The organism is Streptomyces sp. NPDC008163 (assembly GCF_042956885.1).
GTDB classification, from domain to species: domain Bacteria; phylum Actinomycetota; class Actinomycetes; order Streptomycetales; family Streptomycetaceae; genus Streptomyces; species Streptomyces drozdowiczii_A.
In genome coordinates this window covers 44,112-68,119 of sequence record NZ_JBIBHG010000013.1, presented here as the reverse complement: position 1 = coordinate 68,119, position 24,008 = coordinate 44,112, and the positions used below count along the sequence as shown (strand labels likewise).

1 protein-coding gene is annotated in these 24,008 nt (G+C 73.4%); it reads left to right on the top strand.

What is annotated here, in order from left to right; genetic code table 11:
- Nucleotides 1-80: 80 nt before the first annotated feature.
- On the top strand, nt 81-24,005 hold the full coding sequence (locus ACFZAT_RS26540; RefSeq protein ID WP_391267879.1) for a non-ribosomal peptide synthase/polyketide synthase: 23,925 nt from the start codon (nt 81-83) through the stop codon (nt 24,003-24,005).
- The last annotated feature ends 3 nt before the right edge of the window (nt 24,006-24,008 follow it).

Here is a 24,008-nt window from a genome sequence, read left to right as displayed (position 1 = left end):
CCCCACCGCCCGGCCGCGTGACGCCACCGCGGCCGGTGCGTCCTGCGCGCATGCTCTCTCATACCTCTGGAGGTACCCCCATGTCCCGTCGTGACGGCGACGTCCTTCCCCTGACAGCGGCCCAACGGGAGATCTGGCTCGCCGAGCAGAGCTCGCCGACACCGATTCCGGGCTACCGCGTCGGTGAGTGCCTGGAGATCCAGGGGCCCGTCGACCCCGAACTGTTCGAAGCGGCGCTGCGCCGGGTGGTGGACGAGGTCGACGCCCTCCACGTCACCTTCACCGACGACGGCACCGGCCCGCGCCAGATCCTCCGCGCGACCTGGGACTGGGCCCCGGTCCACCTCGACCTCGGGGCGGAGCAGGACCCCCGGGCGGCCGCTCGGGAGTGGATGGAGCGCGACCTCGCCCGCCCGCTGGACCTGTCCCGCGATCCCCTCTTCGGCCACGCGCTGATCCGGCTGTCCCCCACGGAATACTTCTGGTACCTGAAGTACCACCACGTGGTCCTCGACGCGATCAGTGCCTCGATGGTCCGGCAGCGCGTCGGCGAGGTGTACTCGGCGCTGGCCGAGGACGCCGCCGTCCCGCCCTCCCCATTCGGCACGCTGCGGGACCTGGTCGACAGCGACGCCGACTACCGCGCCTCCGACGCCTTCACGGCGGACCGCGCCTACTGGACGGAGCGCTTCACCGACCTGCCCGCCCCGACCCGGCTCACCGGCACCGCCACGACCGACCCGCACCAGGTCCTGCGCGTGGCCGGGGAGCGCGAGCTGAAGAACCCGGAGGCGTTGCGGGCGGCGGCGGCCAGGGCCGGGGTCAGGTGGTCCCGGGTGGTGATCGCGGCGACCGCGCTCTACGCCCACCGGCTGAGCGGCAGCCGGGACGTGGTCCTCGCCCTGCCCGTCACCGCGCGCCGGGGCTCCGGCCGCGACCTGATGTCCGTGCCCGGCACCCTGTCCAACGTGGTGCCGCTCCGGCTGACCGTGCGGCCGGACATGCCGTGGGGCGAGCTGGTGGAGCAGGTGGCGCGCGAGGTCGAGGCGGCCGTCGCGCACGAGCGGTACCGCAGCGAGGACCTGCTGCGCGACCTCGGCGCGTCCGGCGGCATCGGCACGGCGTTCCCGCTGATCGTCAACATCATGGCCTTCAACGCCAGGCCAAGCTTCGCCGGACACCCCGCCTCCGTGCACCACTTCGTGTCCGGCTCGACCACCGACCTGGCCGTCTGGGTCTTCGACTACCGCGACGGCAACCCCCCGCTGCTGCGGCTGCACGGCGCGCCGGACGCGTACGGTGACGACGACCTCGCCGCACACCGGGGGAGGCTGCTCGCCCTGCTCGACGCCGTCGCCGGCCTCGACGTGGACGAGACGGTGGGAGGCGTCGACCTGCTCACGGCCGGGGAGCACGCCGCGCTGGCGGCGATGGGCACGGGCCCGGCGGTCCCGGCCCGCACCGAAACTCTGCCGGAGTTGTTCCGGGAGCAGGTGCGTGAGGTGCCGGAGTCGACGGCGCTCGTGTGTGGTGATGTGTCGTTGTCGTATGCGGAGTTGGACGCGCGGGCCAATCGGTTGGCGCGTGCGCTGGTGGCGCGTGGGGCGGGTCCGGAGCGGTTGGTCGCGGTGGCGTTGCCGAGGTCGGCGGACCTGGTGGTGGCGGTTCTCGCGGTGCTGAAGTCGGGTGCGGCGTATGTGCCGGTGGATCCGGAGTATCCGGCCGCTCGGATCGCGTATCTCCTGGACGACGCCCGGCCGGTCCTGACCGTGACCGACACGCGTGTCCTGGATCGGCTGCCGGAAGGGCCGGGCGACCGGGTGGTGCTCGACGACCCGGAGACCGCCGCGCTGGTCGAACGGTGCCCCGCCACCGACCCGGCGGTGACCGTCGACGCCGGTCACCCCGCCTACGTCATCTACACCTCCGGGTCCACCGGCCGCCCCAAGGGGGTCGTCGCCACCCACGGCGGCCTGGCCGACCTGCTCACCGACCACCGGCACGCACTGTTCGCCCCCCTGCTGAAGGACCGGCAGCGGCTGCGCGTGGCGCTCACCACCTCGGTGTCCTTCGACGCCTCCTGGAACCAGCTGATGGCCCCCTTCGCGGGCCATGAGCTGCACGTCCTGGACCAAGCGACCTGGACGGACCCGAAGGCATTCGTCGCGTACGCGAGTGACCGCGAGCTGGATTACGTCGAGGCCACTCCCTCGTACCTTCACGACCTGGTAGCGCACGGCCTGTTGGGCGATGGACAGCACGGCCCCGCGCTGCTCGCGGCGGGCGGCGAGGCCGTTCCGCAGCAGCTGTGGGAGCGGTTGCGCGCGGCCGACGGCACGCACTGCGTCAACCTGTACGGACCCTCCGAGTGCACGGTCAACTCGGTGACGGCGGCCGTGGCGTCGAGCCCGCGCCCGGTCATCGGCCGGCCCGTCAACAACACCCGACTGTACGTGCTGGACGCCGCGTTGCGGCCGGTGCCGGGCGGTATGGCGGGTGAGTTGTACATCGCGGGTGCGGGGTTGGCGCGCGGTTACCTGAACCGGCCTGGTCTGACGGCCGGGCGGTTTGTGGCTGATCCGTTCGGTGCGGGCGGTACGCGGATGTACCGTACGGGTGACCTGGTGCGCTGGAACGCCGAGGGCGACCTCGAATTCCTGGGGCGTACGGACGACCAGGTGAAGGTACGCGGTTTCCGCATCGAGCTCGGTGAGATCGAGGCCGTCCTCGCCGAGCACGCGGACATCGCACGCACCGCTGTCACCGTGCGCACCGAGGAGGAGCCCCGCCTCGTCGCCTACGTCGTGCCCGCCACCGGACACGACCTCCAGCAGGACACACTCCGCACCTGGCTCCGCGACCGGCTCCCCGCGCACATGGTGCCGTCGGCGACCGTGGTGCTGGACGCGCTGCCGCTGACCCCGAACGGCAAGCTGGACCGGCGCGCCCTCCCCGCCCCCGACCACCGGCCCGGCGCGCCCGGCCGCGCCCCGCGCAGCGCGGTCGAGCAACTGCTCGCCGGGCTCTTCGCCGAGGTGCTGGGCATCGGCCAGGTCGGCCTGGACGAAGGTTTCTTCGACCTCGGCGGTCACTCCCTGCTCGGCACCCGGCTGATCGCCCGGGCCCGGTCCGTGCTGGGCGTGGAGCTGCGGCTCAGCGACCTCTTCGACGCCCCTACGGTGGCCGGGCTGGCGGCCAGGCTGGACGCGGCAGGACAGGCGCGCCCGGCGCTGGGCACGCGCGAGCGGCCCGAGACCGTGCCGCTGTCCTTCGCGCAGCGTCGGCTGTGGTTCCTGCACCGGATGGAGGGCCCCAGCGCCACCTACAACATCCCGCTCGCCCTGCGGCTGACGGGGAGCCTGGACGAGCGTGCCCTCGAAGCCGCCCTGGCGGACGTGGTCGAACGCCACGAGAGCCTGCGCACCGTCTTCCCCTCGGTCGCCGGAGTGCCGTGCCAGCGAGTGCTGGACCCCGACACGGCCCGGCCCCGGCTGCGAGTGACCGAGACCGGCGGCCGCGAACTGTCCGACAGGCTGGCCGAGGCGGCACGGCAGGGCTTCGAGCTCGCCACCGAACCGCCGCTGCGCGCCGAGTTGTTCCGGCTCGGCGACGAGGAGCACGTACTCCTGCTCGTCGTCCACCACATCGCCGGTGACGGCTGGTCGACGGGCCCGCTCGCGCAGGACCTGACGACCGCCTATGCGGCCCGGACCGAGGGCGCGAAGCCGCAGTGGTCCCCGCTGCCGGTCCAGTACGCCGACTACACGTTGTGGCAGCGCGAACTGCTGGGCGACAGCGGCGACCCGGACAGCGTCCTCACCTCCCAGCTCGCCCACTGGCGCGAGCGGCTGGCGGGCCTGCCCGACCAGGTCGAGCTGCCCTTCGACCGGCCCAGGCCCGAGGCGATGTCCTACCGCGGGGCTCAGCTGCCGGTCGACTTCGACGCGGAGCTGTACGAGGACCTCCGCGCGGTCGCCCGCGACGGCGGAGCCAGCCTCTTCATGGTCCTCCAGGCCGGACTGGCGCTGCTGCTCGGCAAGTTGGGCGCCGGGACGGACATCCCGATCGGCACACCCGTCGCGGGACGCACCGATGAGGCCCTGGACGACCTGGTGGGCTTCTTCGTCAACACGCTGGTGCTGCGCACCGACCTGTCCGGCGACCCGACGTTCACCGAACTCCTCGCCCGGGTGCGCGCCGAGGCACTGACCGCGTACACCCACCAGGACGTGCCGTTCGAGCACCTGGTGGAGGCGCTGAACCCGGCGCGGACCCTCGCGCACCACCCGCTGTTCCAGACGATGCTCACCCTGCAGAACGCACCGTCCGGCACCTTCGACCTGCCTCGGCTGCGCGTGGCCTCCGAACTGGTCCCCACCGGCACCGCCAAGTGCGACCTGACCTTCGTCCTGGCCGAACAGCCGGGCGGGGGAGGGCTGTCGGGCGTGGTGGAGTACAGCACGGACCTCTTCGACGCGGCCACCGTCACCGGCATCGTCGAGCGCTGGCTCAGGCTGCTGCGCACCGTCGCCGCCGACCCCGACCTGCGCATCGGCCGGGTCGACGTACTGTCCGCCGACGAACTGCGGGCACTACTGCCGGCCGACAGGGACGCGGAACCGCCGCAGCACAGCCTGCCCGCGCTGTTCGAGCGGCAGGCGCGGGCCACTCCGGACGCCGTCGCCCTCACGGACGGCGCCACCACTCTCACGTACGGGGCGCTCAACGCCCGCGCCAACCGGCTGGCGCACGCCCTGATCGAACGAGGCGCAGGCCCCGAGCAGCTGGTGGCGCTGGCGCTCCCGCGCTCGGCGGAGCTGGTCGTGGCGGTGCTCGCGGTACTGAAGGCGGGTGCGGCCTACGTGCCGGTCGACCCGGAGTACCCGGCGGCCCGGATCGCCTATCTGCTCCAGGACACCCGGCCCGCACTGCTCCTGACGAATCATCACGTCGACGCGGACGGCGTGGAGCGGCTGCTGCTGGACACCACGGATCTCGACGGACTGCCCGACACGGACCCGGGGATCACCGTCGACCCGGCCCACGCCGCCTACGTCATCCACACCTCCGGCTCCACCGGCAACCCCAAGGGCGTCGTGATCCCGCACCGCAACGTGGTGCGCCTCTTCGACACCACACGGGCGCAGTTCGGTTTCGGCGCCGACGACGTGTGGACGCTCTTCCACTCCTACTCCTTCGACTTCTCGGTCTGGGAGCTCTGGGGACCCCTGCTGCACGGAGGGCGCCTGGTCGTCGTGGACCACGAGACCAGCCGGTCGCCCGGCCGGTTCCTGGACCTGCTCGCCCGCGAACGGGTGACGGTGCTCAACCAGACCCCGTCCGCCTTCTACCAGCTGATGCAGGCCGACGCCGAGGCCCCGGACACCGGAGCCCGGCTTGCCCTGCGCACAGTGGTCTTCGGCGGCGAGGCACTGGAACACGCCCGGCTCAGCACCTGGTACGAGCGCCACCCCGAGGACGCGCCGCGCCTGGTCAACATGTACGGCATCACCGAGACCACGGTGCACGTCACCCACGCCGAACTCGGCGAAGCCGCCACCGCCCCCGGCGGCATCGGCACCGCCCTCCCCGACCTCCGGGCCTACGTCCTCGACGCCGGCCTGCGCCCGGTCGCCCCGGGGGTTCCCGGTGAGCTGTACGTCGCGGGCGCCGGCCTGGCACGCGGCTACCTGAACCGGCCCGGCCTCACCTCGGGGCGCTTCGTGGCCGACCCCTTCGGACCTGCGGGCTCACGCATGTACCGCAGCGGCGACGTGGTGCGCCGCGCCGAGGACGGCACCCTGCGCTATGCCGGCCGGGCCGACCAGCAGGTGAAGGTGCGCGGTTTCCGTATCGAGCTCGGGGAGATCGAAGCGGCCCTGGCCGCGCACCCGGGGATCGCGCAGGTCGCCGTCCTCGCCCGTCAGGACCGGGCCGACGACACCCGGCTCGTCGCGTACCTCGTACCGGCGTCCGGTGCACCGGACGCCGATGCCGCCTCGCAGCCCGCCGCCCTGCGCGCGTACCTGCGCGAGCGGCTGCCCGAGCACATGGTGCCTGCCGCGTTCGTCACGCTGGACGCCCTGCCGCTGACCGTCAACGGCAAGCTGGACCACCGTGCCCTGCCCGCCCCCGACCTCACCCCGGCGACCACGTCGCGGGCCCCGCGCACCGCCCAGGAGCGGATTCTCCGCGAGCTGTTCGCGGAAGTCCTGGGCGCACCCTCGGCCGGAGTCGACGACGGCTTCTTCGACCTCGGCGGACACTCCCTGCTCGCCACCCGCCTCGCCGCGCGCATCCGCGCCACGCTCGGCGTGGAGATGCCACTGCGTACGCTCTTCGAGGCGCCGACGCCCGCAGCCCTGGCCGCCGCCCTGCGCGCCGCCGGACCGGCGCAGACCGCCCTGGCGCGCCGCGAGCGCCCCGCGATGATCCCCCTGTCGTTCGCGCAGCGCCGGCTGTGGTTCCTGCACCAGCTGGAAGGGACGGGCGCGAACTACCACATCTCGCTCGCCTGGCGGCTCTCCGGCGACCTGGACCGGGGGGCCCTGGAGGCAGCCGTCGCGGACGTCGTCGCCCGGCACGAAAGCCTGCGCACCGTCTTCCCGGCGGTGGACGGTGTCCCGCACCAGCGCGTCCTGGACGTGACCGAAGCCCGCCCCGGCCTGCCCGTACACGCGACCACCGAGGCCGGGCTGCCCGCCCTGATGGCGGCGGCGAGGGACCGGCGCTTCGACCTGGCCGCCGACCTGCCGCTGCACGCCGAGCTGTTCGCCCTCGCACCGGAGGAGCACGTTCTCCACCTGGTGCTCCACCACATCGCGGGCGACGGCTGGTCGATGAGCCCCCTCGCCCGGGGCCTGACCGATGCCTACGCGGCGCGCGTCCGTGGCGAGACCCCGCAGTGGGCGCCGCTTCCCGTCCAGTACGCCGACTACACCCTCTGGCAGCACGAACTCCTCGGCGACTCCGCGGACGGGAGCAGCCTGCTCGCCGCCCAGGCCGACTACTGGACCCGGCAGCTCGCCGGGCTTCCCGAGCTGATCGAGCTGCCCGCCGACCGGCCGCGCCCGGCGGTCGCCTCGCACCGGGGCGGTTCCGTGCGCGCCGGCCTGGACGCCGAGCTGCACCGGGGGCTCCGTGAGCTGGCCCGCGCCCACGGGACGAGCCTGTTCATGGTGCTCCAGGCCGGGCTGGCCGCCTTGTTGAGCAAGCTGGGAGCAGGCGACGACATCCCGGTCGGCAGCCCGGTGGCCGGCCGGACCGACCAGGCGCAGGACGAGCTGATCGGCTACTTCGTCAACACCCTGGTCTTCCGTACCGACGCCTCGGGCGACCCGACGTTCGCCGAGCTGCTGGACCGGGTCCGGGACACCGCGCTCGCCGGATACGCCCACCAGGACGTGCCGTTCGAATACCTGGTCGAAGCGCTGAACCCGTCCCGGTCACTCGCGCACCACCCGCTGTTCCAGGTCATGCTGGTGCTCCAGAACGCGCCCCGGACCGACTTCGCCCCGCCCGGTCTGCGCGTCGAGGACGTGCCGTCGGCGTCGGCCACCGCCAAGCTGGACCTGATCTTCACGCTGTCCGAGCGGCACGCGGCGGACGGCTCCCCGGACGGGCTCGACGGGTCCGTCGAGTACGCCGACGATCTCTACGACCCGGCCACCGTCGAGACGTTGCTCGCCCGGTGGGAGCGGCTGCTCCGCATCGCGGTCACCGATCCCGGACAGCGGCTCAGCAGGCTCGACGTGCTCACGGCCGGGGAGCACGCCGCGCTGGCGGCGATGGGCACGGGCCCGGCGGTCCCGGCTCGCACCGAAACTCTGCCGGAGTTGTTCCGGGAGCAGGTGCGTGAGGTGCCGGAGTCGACGGCGCTCGTGTGTGGTGATGTGTCGTTGTCGTACGCGGAGTTGGACGCGCGGACTAATCGGTTGGCGCGTGCGCTGGTGGCGCGTGGGGCGGGTCCGGAGCGGTTGGTCGCGGTGGCGTTGCCGAGGTCGGCGGACCTGGTGGTGGCGGTTCTCGCGGTGCTGAAGTCGGGTGCGGCGTATGTGCCGGTGGATCCGGAGTATCCGGCCGCTCGGATCGCGTATCTCCTGGACGACGCCCGGCCGGTCCTGACCGTGACCGACACGCGTGTCCTGGATCGGCTGCCGGAAGGGCCGGGCGACCGGGTGGTGCTCGACGACCCGGAGACCGCCGCGCTGGTCGAACGGTGCCCCGCCACCGACCCCATGGTGCCGGTCGATCCGGCACAGCCGGTCTACGTCATCTACACCTCCGGGTCCACCGGCCGCCCCAAGGGTGTCGTCGTGACGCACACCGGTCTGGTCAACCTGTACGCCAACCAGGGCCCGCTGGTCTCTCCGACGGGCGAGCGGCTGCGCGTCGGGCTGACCACGTCCGTGTCGTTCGACGCCTCCCTAGACCAGCTGTTCGCCGTGTTCGCCGGGCATGAGCTGCACGTCCTGGACGAGGCGACCTGGACCGACCCGGCGGCCTACCTGGAGTACGCGGTGCGGACCGGTCTCGACACCGTCGGTGGCACCCCGTCCTACCTGCACGTCCTGGTCGAGCACGGTCTGCTCGACCACCCCCGGTGGCGCCCCGCGCTGGTCGCGCTGGGCGGGGAGCCCGTGCCGGAGCAGCTGTGGGAGCGGTTGAGGACCGCCGAGGGGGTACGCGCCCTCAACTACTACGGCCCGTCCGAGTGCACGGTCGACTCGGTCGTCGCACCCCTCGCGTCGAACCCCCGCCGGGTGATCGGCCGGCCGATGGGCGGCAACCGCCTCCATGTGCTGGACGCCGCGTTGCGGCCGGTGCCGGGCGGTGTGGCGGGTGAGTTGTACATCGCGGGTGCGGGGTTGGCGCGCGGTTACCTGAACCGGCCTGGTCTGACGGCCGGACGGTTTGTGGCTGATCCGTTCGGTGAGTGTGGTGCGCGGATGTACCGCACGGGTGACCTGGTGCGCTGGGGCGCGGACGGGAACCTCGAATTCCTGGGGCGTACGGACGACCAGGTGAAGGTACGCGGTTTCCGCATCGAGCTCGGTGAGATCGAGGCCGTCCTCGCGGACCACGAGGACGTCACACGCACCGCTGTGGTCGTCCGGCAGGACGGCGCGCAGGGGCCCAGGCTCGTCGCGTATGTGCAACCCGCCGCCGGTGCCGCGCCGCAGACCGAGGAGCTACGGGCACACCTGCGCGAGCGGCTGCCGGAATACATGGTGCCGGCCGCCTTCGTCCCGCTCGACGTCCTGCCGCTGACGCCCAACGGCAAGCTGGACCGGCGCGCCCTGCCCGAGCCCGACGCCGCCACGACGGCCGGGCGGGCGCCGCGTACGCCCGGGGAACACGTGCTGGCCGGGCTGTTCGCCGAGGTGCTGGGCGTGCCCCGGGTCGGCGCCGACGACGACTTCTTCGAGCTCGGCGGGCACTCCCTGCTCGCCACCCGGCTCGTCGCCCGCGTCCGGACGACGCTGAACGTGGAGCTGGCCCTCCCCACCCTCTTCCGCACGCCGACCGTGGCCGGACTGGCCGCAGGGCTGGACGCCGCCGGCCGGGCCCGGCCCGCACTGGAACCGGCGGAACGCCCCGAGCGGATGCCGCTGTCCGCCGCGCAGCGCCGCCTCTGGTTCCTGCGCCAGCTGGAGGGCGCCGAATCCGTCTACAACATGCCCCTCGCCTGGCGGCTCACCGGTCCGCTCGACCCCGCCGCCCTCGCGGCGGCGCTCGGCGACCTCGTGGACCGGCACGACACCCTGCGTACGGTCTTCCCCGCCGAGGACGGGGTGCCGTTCCAGCACGTGCTGCCCGCCGGAGCGGCACACCCGGCCCTGGAGGTGACTCCGGCGGACGCGCAGAACCTGACGGAGCTGCTGACGGCCGCCGCCGCGGGCGGCTTCGAGCTCGCCGCCGAACCGCCGCTGCGCGCCCAGGTGTTCGAAGTGGCGGCGGACGAGCACGTGCTGCTCCTGGTGATGCACCACATCGCCGGGGACGGCTGGTCGCTCGGACCGCTGGCCGCCGACCTGGCCACCGCGTACGCGGCGCGCGTCCGTGGCGAGGCCCCGCAGTGGGCCCCGCTTCCCGTCCAGTACGCCGACTACACCCTCTGGCAGCACCGACTCCTCGGTGACGCGTCCGACGAGGACAGCCTGCTCGCCCGGCAGACCGACTACTGGACGCGGACCCTCGCGGACCTGCCGGAGCAGATCCGGCTCCCCGCCGACCGCCCGCGCCCCGCAGCCCCTTCCAGCTCCGGCGGCCGGCTGGCGATCGAGCTGGACGCGGAACTCCACGCCGGACTGGTCCGGCTGGGCCGCGAGCACGGCGCCAGCGTGTACATGGTGCTCCAGGCCGCCCTGGCCTCCCTGCTCGACAAACTGGGGGCGGGCAAGGACATCCCGGTCGGCAGCCTGATCGCCGGCCGCACCGACCAGGCCCTCGACGACCTCATCGGGTTCTTCGTCAACACGCTGGTCCTCCGCACCGACACCTCGGGCGACCCCACGTTCGCCGGACTGCTGGGCCGTGTCCGGGAAACCGCGCTCGGCGCCTACGCCCACCAGGACCTGCCGTTCGAGCAGGTCGTGGAGGCGCTCAACCCGTCCAGGTCGCTCACCCGCCAGCCGCTGTTCCAGGTGCTGCTGGCCCTCCAGAACGTGCCCCGCACCGACTTCGCGCTGAGCGGCCTGGCCACCGAACCCGTCCTGGTGGGGACGCCGACGACGATGTTCGACCTCGGCTTCCACCTGCTGGAGCGCGGCGGCCCCGGCGGGGCCGAGGGTATCGTCGGGCGCGTCGAGTACAGCACCGACCTGTTCGACACCGCCACCGTGGAGGCACTGGTCGCCCGCTGGCTGCGGCTCCTCGCCGCGGTCGTCGCTGCACCGGGGCTTCCGCTGAGCCGCATCGACATCCTCACCGCCGCCGAACGCCACGAACTGCTGGCCGCCCGCAACGACACGGCACGCCCGGCCGCCGACACCACCCTGCCCGGCATGTTCGAGGAGCGGGTCCGGGCGACCCCGGACGCCCCGGCCGTGGTCTTCGAGGACACCGTGCTGTCGTACGGGGAACTGAACCGCCGGGCCAACCGCCTCGCCCACGCGCTCACGGCACAAGGCGTGGGCCCCGAGCAGGTCGTCGCCCTGCGGCTGCCGCGCTCCGCCGAGCTGGTCGTCGCGGTCCTCGCGGTGCTCAAGACCGGCGCGGCGTACCTGCCGGTGGACCCGGACTACCCGGCCGCCCGCATCGCGTACATGGTGCAGGACGCGCGCCCGGCCGTGGTGCTCGACGACCTCAACGCCGCAACGCCGTCCGGCACGCTGCCGGAGCACGATCCGGGCGTGTGCGCGGACCCGCGCCATCCTGCCTACGTCATCTACACCTCCGGCTCCACCGGCCGGCCCAAGGCCGTCGTCATGCCCGCCGCCGCACTGCTCAACCTCCTGGACTGGCACCACCGGGCCGTCGGCGGCGAACCCGGCACGCGCACCGCGCAGTTCACCGCGATCAGCTTCGACGTCTCCGTGCAGGAGATGTTGTCCGCGCTGCTCTACGGCAAGACCCTGGTGGTGCCCACCGACGAGCAGCGCCGCAGCGCCGAACTGTTCGCCCACTGGCTGGACCGCCACCGCGTCGAGGAACTGTTCGCGCCGAACCTGGTGGTCGAAGCGCTGGCCGAGGCCGCCGAGGAAGCCGGTCTCGATCTGCCGCACCTGCGGCTCATCGCCCAGGCCGGGGAGGCGATGCGCCTGGGCGGTGCCGTACACCGCTTCGCCGCCCGGCCCGACCGGGTGCTGCACAACCACTACGGCCCCGCCGAGACCCACGTCATCACCGCCTACGCGCTCCCCGCCGACCCCGCGGACTGCCCGCAGCCCGTGCCGATCGGCCGCCCGGTCGACAACTGCCGGGTGTACGTCCTGGACGAGGCCCTGCGACCCGTCGCCCCCGGCGTCCTGGGCGAGCTGTACCTCGCCGGCACCGGGCTCGCCCGGGGCTACCTCGACCGGCCCGGGCTGAGCGCCGGACGTTTCGTCGCCGACCCGTACGGGCCGCCCGGCGCGCGCATGTACCGCACCGGCGACCTGGTGCGCTGGGGAGCCCACGGCGAGCTGGAATTCGCCGGCCGGGTCGACCACCAGGTCAAGGTGCGCGGCTTCCGCGTCGAACCCGGCGAGATCGAGACCGAACTCACCGCCCACCCGGGCGTCTCCCAGGTCGCGGTGCTCGCCCGCGAGGACCGGATCGTCGCCTACGTGGTCCCGTCCGGCCCGGCCGCGGCGACCCCGGCCGCGCTCGCCGCATACATGGGCGAGCGGTTGCCGGACTACCTGGTGCCGTCCGCGTTCGTGCTGCTGGACGGGTTGCCGTTGACTCCGAACGGGAAGCTGGACCGGGCGGCGCTGCCCGCGCCGGACGTCGTGTCCACGGGGGGCGGACGGGCGCCGCGTACCCCCCAGGAAGAGATCCTGTGCGAACTGTTCGCCGACGTCCTGGGGCTCGCCCGGGTCGGGGCCGACGACGACTTCTTCACGCTGGGCGGGCACTCATTGCTCGCCACCCGGCTGGTCTCACGGGTCCGGGCGACCCTCGGGATCGAACTGGAACTGCGCGCCCTGTTCCGGACCGCGACACCGGCCGGTCTCGCGGCCGGGCTGCGCGACGCCGCCACCGCGCGCCGCGCGCTCGTGCCCCGGCCCCGGCGCGAGATGCTGCCGCTGTCCTTCGCCCAGCGCCGCCTCTGGTTCCTCCAGCAGTTCGGCGCACCGAGCGCCACCTACCACATGCCGCTGGCCCTGCGGCTCTCCGGCGACCTCGACCGGGACGCACTCGGCGCCGCCCTGGTGGACGTGATGACCCGGCACGAGACCCTGCGCACGGTCTTCCCGCACGCGGGCGGCATCCCGCACCAGCGCGTGCTGGAAACCGCCGAGGTCGACGCGCCGCTGACCGTGCGAGCGGCCGGCGAGTCCGAGGTGCCCGCGCTGCTGCGGGACGCGGCCGTGCGCGGTTTCGACCTGACCACCGAAATCCCGCTGCGGGCCGAGCTGTTCGCGCTCGCGCCGGACGAGCACGTGCTGCTCCTCGTCATGCACCACATCGTCGGGGACGGCTGGTCCATGGGCCCGCTGGCCCGCGACCTGGCCGCCGCCTACACCACCCGGCGGGGCGGCGGGGCACCGGAGTGGCCGCCGCTGCCGGTGACATACGCCGACTACACCCTGTGGCAGCACGAGATCCTCGGCGACGAGAACGACGCCGACAGCCTCTTCTCCCGCCAAGTCTCCTACTGGCAGCGGACGCTGGCAGGCATGCCGGAGCAGTTGCAGCTCCCCGCCGACCGCCCGCGACCGGCCGCCATGTCGTACGGCGGTGAGGTGCTGGAGCTCCGCATCAAGGCCGAACTGCACGCACGCCTGGTCGAGTTGGCGCGACGCTCCGGAGCCACCCTCTTCATGGTGCTGCAGGCGGGTCTTGCCGCGCTGTACACGCGGCTGGGTGCGGGGACCGACATCGCGATCGGGAGTCCGATCGCCGGACGCACGGATGAGGCGCTGGACGATCTGGTCGGGTTCTTCGTGAACACGTTGGTGTTGCGGACGGACACGAGTGGTGATCCGGGTTTCGGTGAGCTGCTGAGCCGGGTGCGGGAGACGGCGCTGTCGGCGTACGCGCATCAGGACGTGCCGTTCGAGCATCTGGTGGAGGCGCTGAACCCGTCCCGGTCGCTGTCCCACCATCCCCTCTTCCAGACCGGTCTGGTCGTACAGAACGCGCCCGGTGGCGCCTTCGACCTGCCCGGCCTTCGGGTCTCCGCGATGCCCGTGCTCACCGGCACCGCGCGGCTCGACCTGACCTTCGGCTTCGCGGAGGAGTACGGCCCCGACGGCGAGCCGGCCGGCCTCAGCGGTGCCGTGGAATACAGCACCGACCTGTTCGACCGCGCGACGGTCGAGGCGCTGGCCGCGAGGTGGATCCGGCTGCTGGCCGAAGTCGTCGCGGCGCCGGAGCGCCCGATCGGTGCCATCGATCTGCTGTCCGCCGAGGAGCGGGCCGAGCTGCTGCCCGCAGTGGCGGTGGCGGACGAGACGGCCGGGGCGAGCCTTCCTCAGCTGTTCGCGGGGCGGGTGGCCGCGACCCCGGACGCACTCGCGCTCGTCTGCGGCGGCGACAAACTGACGTATCGACAACTTGACAGCCGAGCCAATCGCTTCGCTCATGCGTTGATCGCGGGTGGGGTGGGTCCGGAGCAGGTGGTGGCGGTGGCTCTGTCGAGGTCGGTGGAGTCGGTGGTCGCGGTGCTGGGTGTGCTGAAGGCCGGTGCGGCGTATCTGCCGGTGGATCCGGCGTATCCGCGGGCGCGGATCGCGTACATGCTGGACGACGCCCGCCCGGCCCTCGTGGTGGACGACCCCGCGATGGTGTCGGAGGGTGACTGGCCGGAGAGCGACCCGCAGGTCGTGCTCGATGTGCGGCACCCGGCCTACGTCATCTACACCTCCGGCTCCACCGGCCGCCCCAAGGGCGTCGTCGTCAGCCACGCAGGTGTGTCCCGTCTCGCGGCGGTGCAGGCCGACCGGCTCGGCGTGGCGGCGGGGAGCCGGGTGCTCCAGTTCGCCTCGCCCAGCTTCGACGCGTCCTTCTGGGACCTGTCCAGCGCGCTGCTGACCGGCGCCGCGCTCGTCCTCGCCCCCGCCGACGCCCCGCTGGACGCCCTGACGGACCCCGGGCTCGCCGTCACCCATGTGACGCTGCCGCCCTCCGCCCTCGCCGCCCTGGGCGAAGCCGAACTCACCGCCGCCACCCTGGTGGTCGCGGGCGAGGCGTGCCCGCCGGAGCTGGTGGCGCGGTGGGCACCCGGACGCCGGATGATCAACGCGTACGGCCCGACCGAGACCACGGTCTGCGCGACCATGAGCGACCCGCTCGTCCCGGGCACCGGTGTGCCGCCGATCGGCCGGCCGGTCGCGGACTTCCGGGCCTACGTGCTGGACGAGCGGTTGCGCGCCGTACCGCCGGGCGTGACCGGGGAGCTGTACGTCGCCGGGCCCGGCCTGGCACGCGGCTACCTGGGCCGCCCGGGCCTGACGGCGGGGCGCTTCACGGCCTGCCCGTTCGGGCCGGCGGGCTCGCGGATGTACCGCACCGGCGACCTGGTCCGGCGCCGCGCCGACGGCGAGCTTGAGTACGCCGGCCGCGCCGACCAGCAGGTGAAGGTGCGCGGCTTCCGCATCGAGCCCGGCGAGGTCGAGGCCGCGCTCGCCGCGCACCCCGGCGTCGCCCAGGCCGCCGTAGTGGCCCGGGACGACCGGCTCGTCGGCTACGTGGTGCCGCGATCCGCCGCGCCCGTGCGCCCCGCGGAGCTGGCCGCCCACCTCCGCGAGCGGTTGCCGGACTACCTGGTGCCGTCCGCGTTCGTGCTGCTGGACGGGTTGCCGTTGACGCCGAACGGGAAGCTGGACCGGGCGGCGCTGCCCGCGCCGGACGTCGCGTCCACGGGGGGCGGCCGGGCGCCGCGTACCCCGCAGGAAGAGATCCTCGCCGAGCTGTTCGCCGAGGTCCTCGACGTGCCCCGGGTCTGCGTGGACGACGACTTCTTCGACCTGGGCGGGCACTCCCTGCTCGCGACCAGGCTGGTCGCCCGGGTGCGCTCGGTGCTCGGGGCGGAGCTCGGGCTGCGCGCCCTCTTCCAGGCTCCCACCGTGGCGGGCCTGGCCGGGGCGCTCGCGGCCGCCGACGGGGTGCGCCCCGCGCTGACCGCGTACGAGCGGCCCGAGGCGGTGCCGCTGTCCTTCGCCCAGCGCCGCCTGTGGTTCCTGCACCGCATGGACGCCACCGCCGCCACCTATCACATCCCGCTGGCGCTCCAGCTCACCGGAACGCTCGACCGGGACGCGCTCGACCAGGCGCTGGCCGATGTGGTGGCCCGGCACGAGAGCCTGCGGACGGCGTTCCAGGAGGTCGACGGCGCACCCTGCCAGCGCCTGCTGGAACCGGCCGCCGTCCGGCTCCGGGCGCGCCCCGCCGAGGTGCCGGCGGAGGAGCTGCCGTACCTGCTGGCCGAATCCGCCCGGCAGCCCTTCGACCTGGCGGCCGAACCGCCGCTGCGGGCCGAGCTGTTCGCGGTCGCACCGGGCGAGCACGTGCTGCTCCTCGTCATGCACCACATCGCCGCCGACGGCTGGTCCACCGGCCCGCTGGCCCGCGACCTCGCCGAGGCGTACGCGGCACGCTGCGAAGGCCGGACGGCGGACAGGCCGCGGCTGCCGGTCCAGTACGCCGACTACACGCTCTGGCAGCGCGACCTGCTCGGTGACGCCGCCGACCCGGAGAGCCGGTTCGCCGAACAACTCGGTTACTGGAAGCGGCAACTGGCCGACCTGCCGGAACTGCTGCCCCTGCCCACCGACCGCCCCCGCCCCGCCGTCGCCGGCTGGCAGGGCGACCACATCGGCCTGGAACTCGACACCGAACTGCACACGGCACTGGCAGCGTTGGCCAGGCGGACCGGAAGCAGCCTGTTCATGGTGTTGCAGGCGGGTCTTGCCGCGCTGTACACGCGGCTGGGTGCGGGGACCGACATCGCGATCGGGAGTCCGATCGCCGGACGCACGGATGAGGCGCTGGACGATCTGGTCGGGTTCTTCGTGAACACGTTGGTGTTGCGGACGGACACGAGTGGTGATCCGGGTTTCGGTGAGCTGCTGGGCCGGGTGCGGGAGACGGCGCTGTCGGCGTACGCGCATCAGGACGTGCCGTTCGAGCACCTGGTGGAGGCGCTGAACCCGTCCCGGTCGCTGTCCCACCACCCCCTCTTCCAGACCATCCTGGCCGTGCAGAACGCCCCGACCGGCCGGTTCTCGCTGCCCGGGCTGGACGTCACGACCTACGCGGTCGCGACCGGCACCGCCAAGTTCGACCTCGGCGTGAGCATGGTCGAGCAGTTCGGCCCCGACGGGGCCCCGGCCGGGATCATCGGAGCCGTCGAGTACGCCACCGACCTGTTCGACCGCGCCACGATCGAGACACTGGTCCGCCGCTGGACGGTCCTGCTGAAGGCCGTCACCACCGACCCGGAACAGCCGATCGGCGGGATCGACCTCCTCGACGCCGAGGAGCGGCACCGGCTGCTGGAACGCGACAACGCCACCACCCGTGACGTCGACGCGGTCCCGCTGCCCCAGGCCTTCGCGGCCCAGGTGGCCGCGACCCCGGACGCACTCGCACTCGTCTGCGGCGGCGACAAACTGACATATCGACAACTTGACAGCCGAGCAAACCGGTTCGCTCATGCGTTGATCGCGCGTGGGGTGGGTCCGGAGCAGGTGGTGGCGGTGGCTCTGTCGAGGTCGGTGGAGTCGGTGGTCGCGGTGCTGGGTGTGCTGAAGGCCGGTGCGGCGTATCTGCCGGTGGATCCGGCGTATCCGCGGGCGCGGATCGCGTACATGCTGGACGACGCCCGCCCGGCCCTCGTGGTGGACGACCCCGCGATGGTGTCGGAGGGTGACTGGCCGGAGAGCGACCCGCAGGTCGACCTCGATGTGCGGCACCCGGCCTACGTCATCTACACCTCCGGCTCCACCGGCCGCCCCAAGGGTGTCATCGTCGGACACGGTGGTGTGGCGAGCCTGGTCGCCGGGCAGATCGAGCGCTTCGCGGTCGAACCCGACAGCCGGATCCTTCAGTTCGCCTCGCCCAGCTTCGACGCCTCGGTGTCGGAGATCTGCACCGCCCTGCTCAGCGGCGCCGCCCTCGTGCTGCCCCCGGCGGCCGGGCCCCTCGCCGCACTCACCGACCCGGACCTCGCCGTCACCCACGCCACGGTGCCGCCATCGGTCCTGGCCGCCGTGCCGGACGGTGACGTGACCGCGTCCACCCTGGTCGTGGCCGGCGAGGCCTGCCCGCCCGAACTGGTGGCGCGGTGGGCGCCCGGACGCCGGATGATCAACGCGTACGGCCCGACCGAGACCACGGTCTGCGCGACCATGAGCGACCCGCTGGCCCCCGGCACCGGTGTGCCGCCGATCGGCCGGCCCATCGCCAACGCCCGGGTGTACGTGCTGGACGACCGGCTCCGGCCGGTGCCGCCCGGCGTCACCGGGGAGCTGTACGTGGCGGGCTCGGGCCTCGCCCGGGGCTACCTCAACCGGCCCGGGCTGACGGCGGGCAGGTTCGTCGCCTGCCCGTTCACCCCCGGTGAGCGCATGTACCGCACCGGCGACCTGGTCCGCCGACTGCGCGACGGACAGCTGGAGTACGCCGGACGCGCCGACGACCAGGTGAAGGTACGCGGCTTCCGCGTCGAACCCGGCGAGATCGAGGCCGCGCTCGCCGCACACCCCTCCGTCGCGCAGACCGCCGTCCTCGCCCAGGACGACCGGCTCGTCGGCTACGTCGTCCCGCACCAGGATCCCGCCAGGGACAGCGACATCGAAGCGGACCAGGTGGGGGAGTGGCAGGACATCTACGACGCCCTGCCCATCGCCCCCGACACGGCACCCTTCGGCGACAACTTCGTCGGCTGGAACAGCAGTTACGACGCACAGCCCATCCCCGAGGAGCAGATGCGCGAATGGCGGGACGCCACCGTCACCCGCATCCTCGGCCTCAGCCCGCGTCGCGTACTCGAAGTCGGCGTCGGCACCGGCCTCCTGCTCTCCCAGATCGCACCCCACTGCGCGAGCTACTGGGCGACCGACTTCTCCGCCACCGCCATCGACGCCCTGACCGCCCAGATCGCCCGGGAGGAACGGCTCACCGGGCGGGTGGTGCTCCAGACCCGTCCGGCGCACGACACCGACGGGCTGCCGGCCGGCGCGTTCGACACCATCGTCATCAACTCGGTGGTGCAGTACTTCCCGTCCGCCGACTACCTCGCCGACGTCATCGGAAAGTTGATGGGGCTGCTCGCCCCCGGCGGCACGCTGTTCATCGGAGACGTACGCAATCTGCGCCTGCTGCGCCCCTTCGCGACCGCCGTCCAGCTGCACCGGACGGGTGACGACGCCGACCCCGCCGCCGTACGCCGTGCGGTGGAGCAGGCGGTCAGGGTGGAGAAGGAGCTCCTGGTCGACCCGGACTTCTTCACCGTCCTGCGGGAACAGGGCACCGGCATCGGCACGGTGGCCGTCGAGATCAAGCGAGGCCGCCACCACAACGAACTGAGCCGCTACCGCTACGACGTCACCCTGCACAAGGCACCCACCGCCCCTGATCCCGCCCCCCGGACCGCGGAGCTGGTCTGGGGACGGGACGTCGCGGGCCCGGACGCCTTGCGCGGCCTCCTCGCCGAACCGCCCACCGGCGCACTGCGGATCACCGGCGTACCCAACCGCCGCGTCCTGCGGGAAGCCGCCCTCGCCCGTGCGCTGCACGAAGAGGACGGCACCCTCGTGGAGCTGCGGGAACGGCTGCACGCCCCGGAGCAGGAGCACCGCCTCCCCGACCCCGAGGACTTCCACGCCCTGGGGCGCGAGCACGGTCGCACGGTGTCCGTCACCTGGTCGGGCGCCTCGGACGACGCCGTGGACGTGGTCTTCGCCGACCCCGACGGCACCCCCGTCGCCTACCAGCCCTCGGGGCCGGCCGGGCGGCCGCTGTCCTCGCTGACCAACCGCCCCACCGGCAGCCGGAGCACCGGCGCCCTGCTCGGCGAGCTCCGCGACTGGCTGCGCGAACGACTCCCCGACTACCTGGTCCCCTCGGCGTTCGTGGCACTGGACGCCCTGCCGCTGACCGCCAGCGGAAAGCTGGACCGGCGCGCACTGCCCGCACCCGACCCCGGAGCCGCCACGGGCGGCCGGGCGCCCCGCACCCCGCAGGAGCAACTGCTCGCGGAGCTGTACGCCGAAGTCCTCGGACTCGCCCAGGTCGGGGTGGACGACAGCTTCTTCGACCTCGGCGGACACTCGCTGCTCGCGACCCGCCTGGCCTCCCGTGTCCGGGCGACCCTCGGCGCGGAGCTGGAGGTCCGTACCCTCTTCGAGACCCCCACCGTGGCCGGTCTGGCGGCCCGCCTCGACGGTTCCGGAGCGGCGCGCCCCGCACTGACCGCCCTGCCCCGCCCGGAGCGCGTCGAGCTGTCCTTCGCCCAGCGCCGCCTGTGGTTCCTGCACCGGATGGAGGGACCGAGCGCCACGTACAACATGCCGCTCGCGCTCAGCCTCACCGGCGGCCTCGACCGGCACGCGCTGCAGGCCGCGCTCGCCGACGTCGTCGCCCGGCACGAGAGCCTGCGCACGGTGTTCCGCGAGGCCGACGGCACCCCCCATCAGGTCGTGCTGACCCCGGCCCAGGCGCATCCCGCGCTGCCCGTCGTGGAGCTGGACGAGAGCGCGCTGCCCGGACGCCTGGCCGAGGCGGCGCGGCGCGGCTTCGACCTGGCGGCGGAGCCCCCGGTGCGGGCCGAGCTGTTCGCGCTCGCCCCCGACCGGCACGTGCTGCTCGTCGTGGTGCACCACATCGCCGCCGACGGCTGGTCCATGGGCCCGCTCTCCGCCGACCTCGCGACCGCGTACGCCGCCCGCTGCCGCGGCGAGGACCCCGGCTGGTCCCCGCTGCCCGTGCAGTACGCCGACTACACCCGCTGGCAGCGCGACCTGCTCGGCGACGCCGGCGACCCGGACAGCCTCTTCGCCCGACAGCTCGCCCACTGGCGCGACGAACTCGCGGGCATCCCGCAGCAGCTCCCGCTCCCCGTCGACCGGCCCCGGCCGCCCGTCGCGTCCCAGCGCGGCGACCGGGTCGTCGTCCGGTTCGACGCCGAATTGCACCAGGCCCTGCGCGACCTGGCCGCCGAACGCGGCGCCAGCATGTTCATGGTGCTCCAGACCGGACTCGCCGCCCTGCTCACCCGGCTCGGCGCCGGCACGGACATCCCCATCGGCAGCCCGATCGCCGGCCGCACCGACCAGGCGCTGGACGAGCTCGTCGGCTTCTTCGTCAACACCCTCGTTCTGCGCACCGACACCAGCGGCGACCCCGGCTTCGCCGAACTCCTCGGCCGCGTCCGGCAGAAGGCACTCACCGCGTACGACCACCAGGACGTGCCCTTCGAATACCTGGTGGAGGTGGCCAACCCGGTGCGGTCCCTGGCCCACCATCCGCTGTTCCAGGTCATGCTGGCCCTGCAGAACGCGCCGCTGGGCGACTTCGCACTGCCCGGCCTCGCGACGGGCCACCTGGAGGCACCGACCGGAACCTCCCGCGTCGACCTGACCTTCAGCCTCGCCGAGCAGTTCCGTCCGGACGGCGGCGCCGACGGACTCGTCGGAGCGGTGGAGTACGCCACCGACCTGTTCGACGCCGCCACCGTGGAGCTGCTGTTCACGCGCTGGGTCCGGCTGCTGCGGGCAGCCGTCGCCGAGCCGGACCGGCCGGTCGGCCGGATCGACCTCATGTCCGCCGACGAACGCCACCGGCTGCTCCACGAGTTCAACGACACCGCCGCGCAGCTGCCCCCGGACGCCCTGCCTGCGCTGTTCACCCGCCAGGTGCGCGCCACCCCGGACGCCGTCGCCGTCGTGGCGGACGGCACCGAGCTGACGTACGCGGAACTCGACCGGCGGGCCGACACGCTGGCCCGGGCCCTGATCCGTCAGGGCGTCCGGCCCGAGACCCCGGTCGCCGTCCTGCTCGACCGCTCCGCCGAACTGGTCGTGGCGCTCCTGGCGGTCATCAAGGCGGGCGGCGCCTACGTCCCGCTCGACCCGCGCTTCCCGTCCTCCCGGATCGACCTGATCATGCGGGAGAGCGGCGCCGCGCTCGTCCTCACCCGGGAGGTCCTGGCCGCACTGGAGGCGTCCGGACGCCACGAGCCGGAAGCGGTGGAAGTGCCGTGCGAGCCGGGGCAGTTGGCGTACATCATGTACACCTCCGGCTCGACCGGGCGGCCGAAGGGTGTGGCCGTCACCCACCGGGACGTGGTGGGCCTCGCCCTCACCCCCGAGTGGCGCGGCGGCGGACACGAGCGGGTGCTGATGCACTCGCCGACCGCCTTCGACCTCTCCACGTACGAACTGTGGGTGCCGCTGCTCAGCGGCGGCCGGATCGTCGTCGCACCGCCCGGACAGCTCGACCTCGACCTGCTCCAGCACACCGTCGCCGCGCACGGTGTGACCGGGCTCTGGCTGACCGCCGGACTGTTCCGGCTCGTCGCGGAGGAACGCCCCGGACTGCTCGCCGGTGTGCGCGAGGTGTGGACCGGCGGTGACGTGGTCTCGCCCGCCGCCGTCGCCCGGGTGCTCACCGCTTGCCCCGGCATCGAGGTCGTCAACGGCTACGGACCCACCGAGGCCACCACCCTGGCCACCCGCCACCAGGTGCGCGGCCTCCCCGAGAACGCCGCCACCGTGCCGATCGGCGGCCCCATGGCGAACATGCGCGCCTATGTGCTGGACGACCGGCTGCGCCCGCTGCCCGTCGGCCTCGTCGGCGAGCTGTACCTCGCCGGTACGGGGGTGGCGCGCGGCTACCTCGGCCGGCCCGGCCTCACCGCCGAACGCTTCACCGCCGACCCGTACGGTCCCGCCGGGAGCCGCATGTACCGCACCGGCGACCTCGCGTCGTGGCGCCCCGACGGCACGCTGGACTTCGCCGGGCGCGTCGACCACCAGGTCAAACTGCGCGGCCAGCGCATCGAGCCCGGCGAGGTCGAAGCCGTCCTCGCCGGCTGCCCCGGCGTCGCCCAGGCGGCCGTCGTCGCCCGCGAGGACCGGCCCGGGGACAAGCGCCTCGTCGCCTACCTGGTGCCCGCGCCCGACGCCGTGCCGGAGACCGCCGAGCTGTCCGGCCGGCTCCGCCGCGAACTGCCGGACTTCATGGTCCCGGCGGCCTTCGTCACCGTGGACGCGCTGCCGCTGACCGCCAACGGAAAGCTCGACCGGGCCGCGCTGCCCGCCCCGGACTACGGGGCGTCGGGCGCGGGGCGCGGGCCCCGCACCCCGCAGGAGCAGCTGCTGTGCGGGCTCTTCGCCGAAGTGCTCGGCCGCGAACACGTGGGCATCGACGACGGCTTCTTCGACCTCGGCGGACACTCGCTGCTGGCCGCCCGGCTGGCCGCGCGCATCCGCGAGACCCTGGGCCTGGAACTGGGGCTGCGGATGCTGTTCGAGGCGCCGACCGTCGCCGGGCTCACCGAACGCCTCGCCATGAACAACCCGGACGACGCACTCGACGTGCTGCTTCCGCTGCGTTCGACCGGGACGGAGACCCCGCTGTTCTGCGTCCACCCCGGCGGCGGGATCAGCTGGTCGTACAGCGGACTGCTCCACCACATCGCCCCGCAGCATCCGGTCTACGCCCTCCAGGCGCGTGGCCTCGGACGCCCCGAACCGCTGCCGGAGTCGTACGAGGACATGGCGTCCGACTACGCCGACCACATCCAGAAGATCCAGCCGCAGGGCCCGTATCTGCTGCTCGGCTGGTCCGCGGGCGGACTGATCGCCCACGCACTCGCCTGCGAGCTCCGGGCGCGCGGCGAACGGACCGCGCTCCTGGCCGTCCTCGACGCCTACCCCGTGAAGGACGTCCGCTTCGAGGACGAGCCCGTGCCCACCGTGCGGGACGTGCTCGTCGGCGTCCTCGACGTCGACCCGGCCGAGCTGGGCGACCGGGACATCACCTACGCCGAGGTCGCCGAGGTGCTGAACCGGCGCGGCAGTGCTCTGGCCGGGCTCAACGAGCGACAGGTCGAGGTCATCGTTGACATCATGATCAACAACGCGAAGCTGGCGGTCGGCTTCGTCCCCGGCCGCCACGACGGCGACCTGCTGCTGTTCAACTCCACGATCGACCGGGCCCAGGACGACGCCGGACCGGACGTGTGGCGCCCGTACATCACCGGCCGGATCGAATCCCACGAGATCACCACCCGCCACGACCAGATGACCCGGGCCGGCTCGTTGGCCCAGATCGGACCGGTCCTGGCCGCCAGGATCGCCGAAGCCACCGGTGAGACCGGTGACATCACCCTTTCCCCTCAGGAGGACTGACCC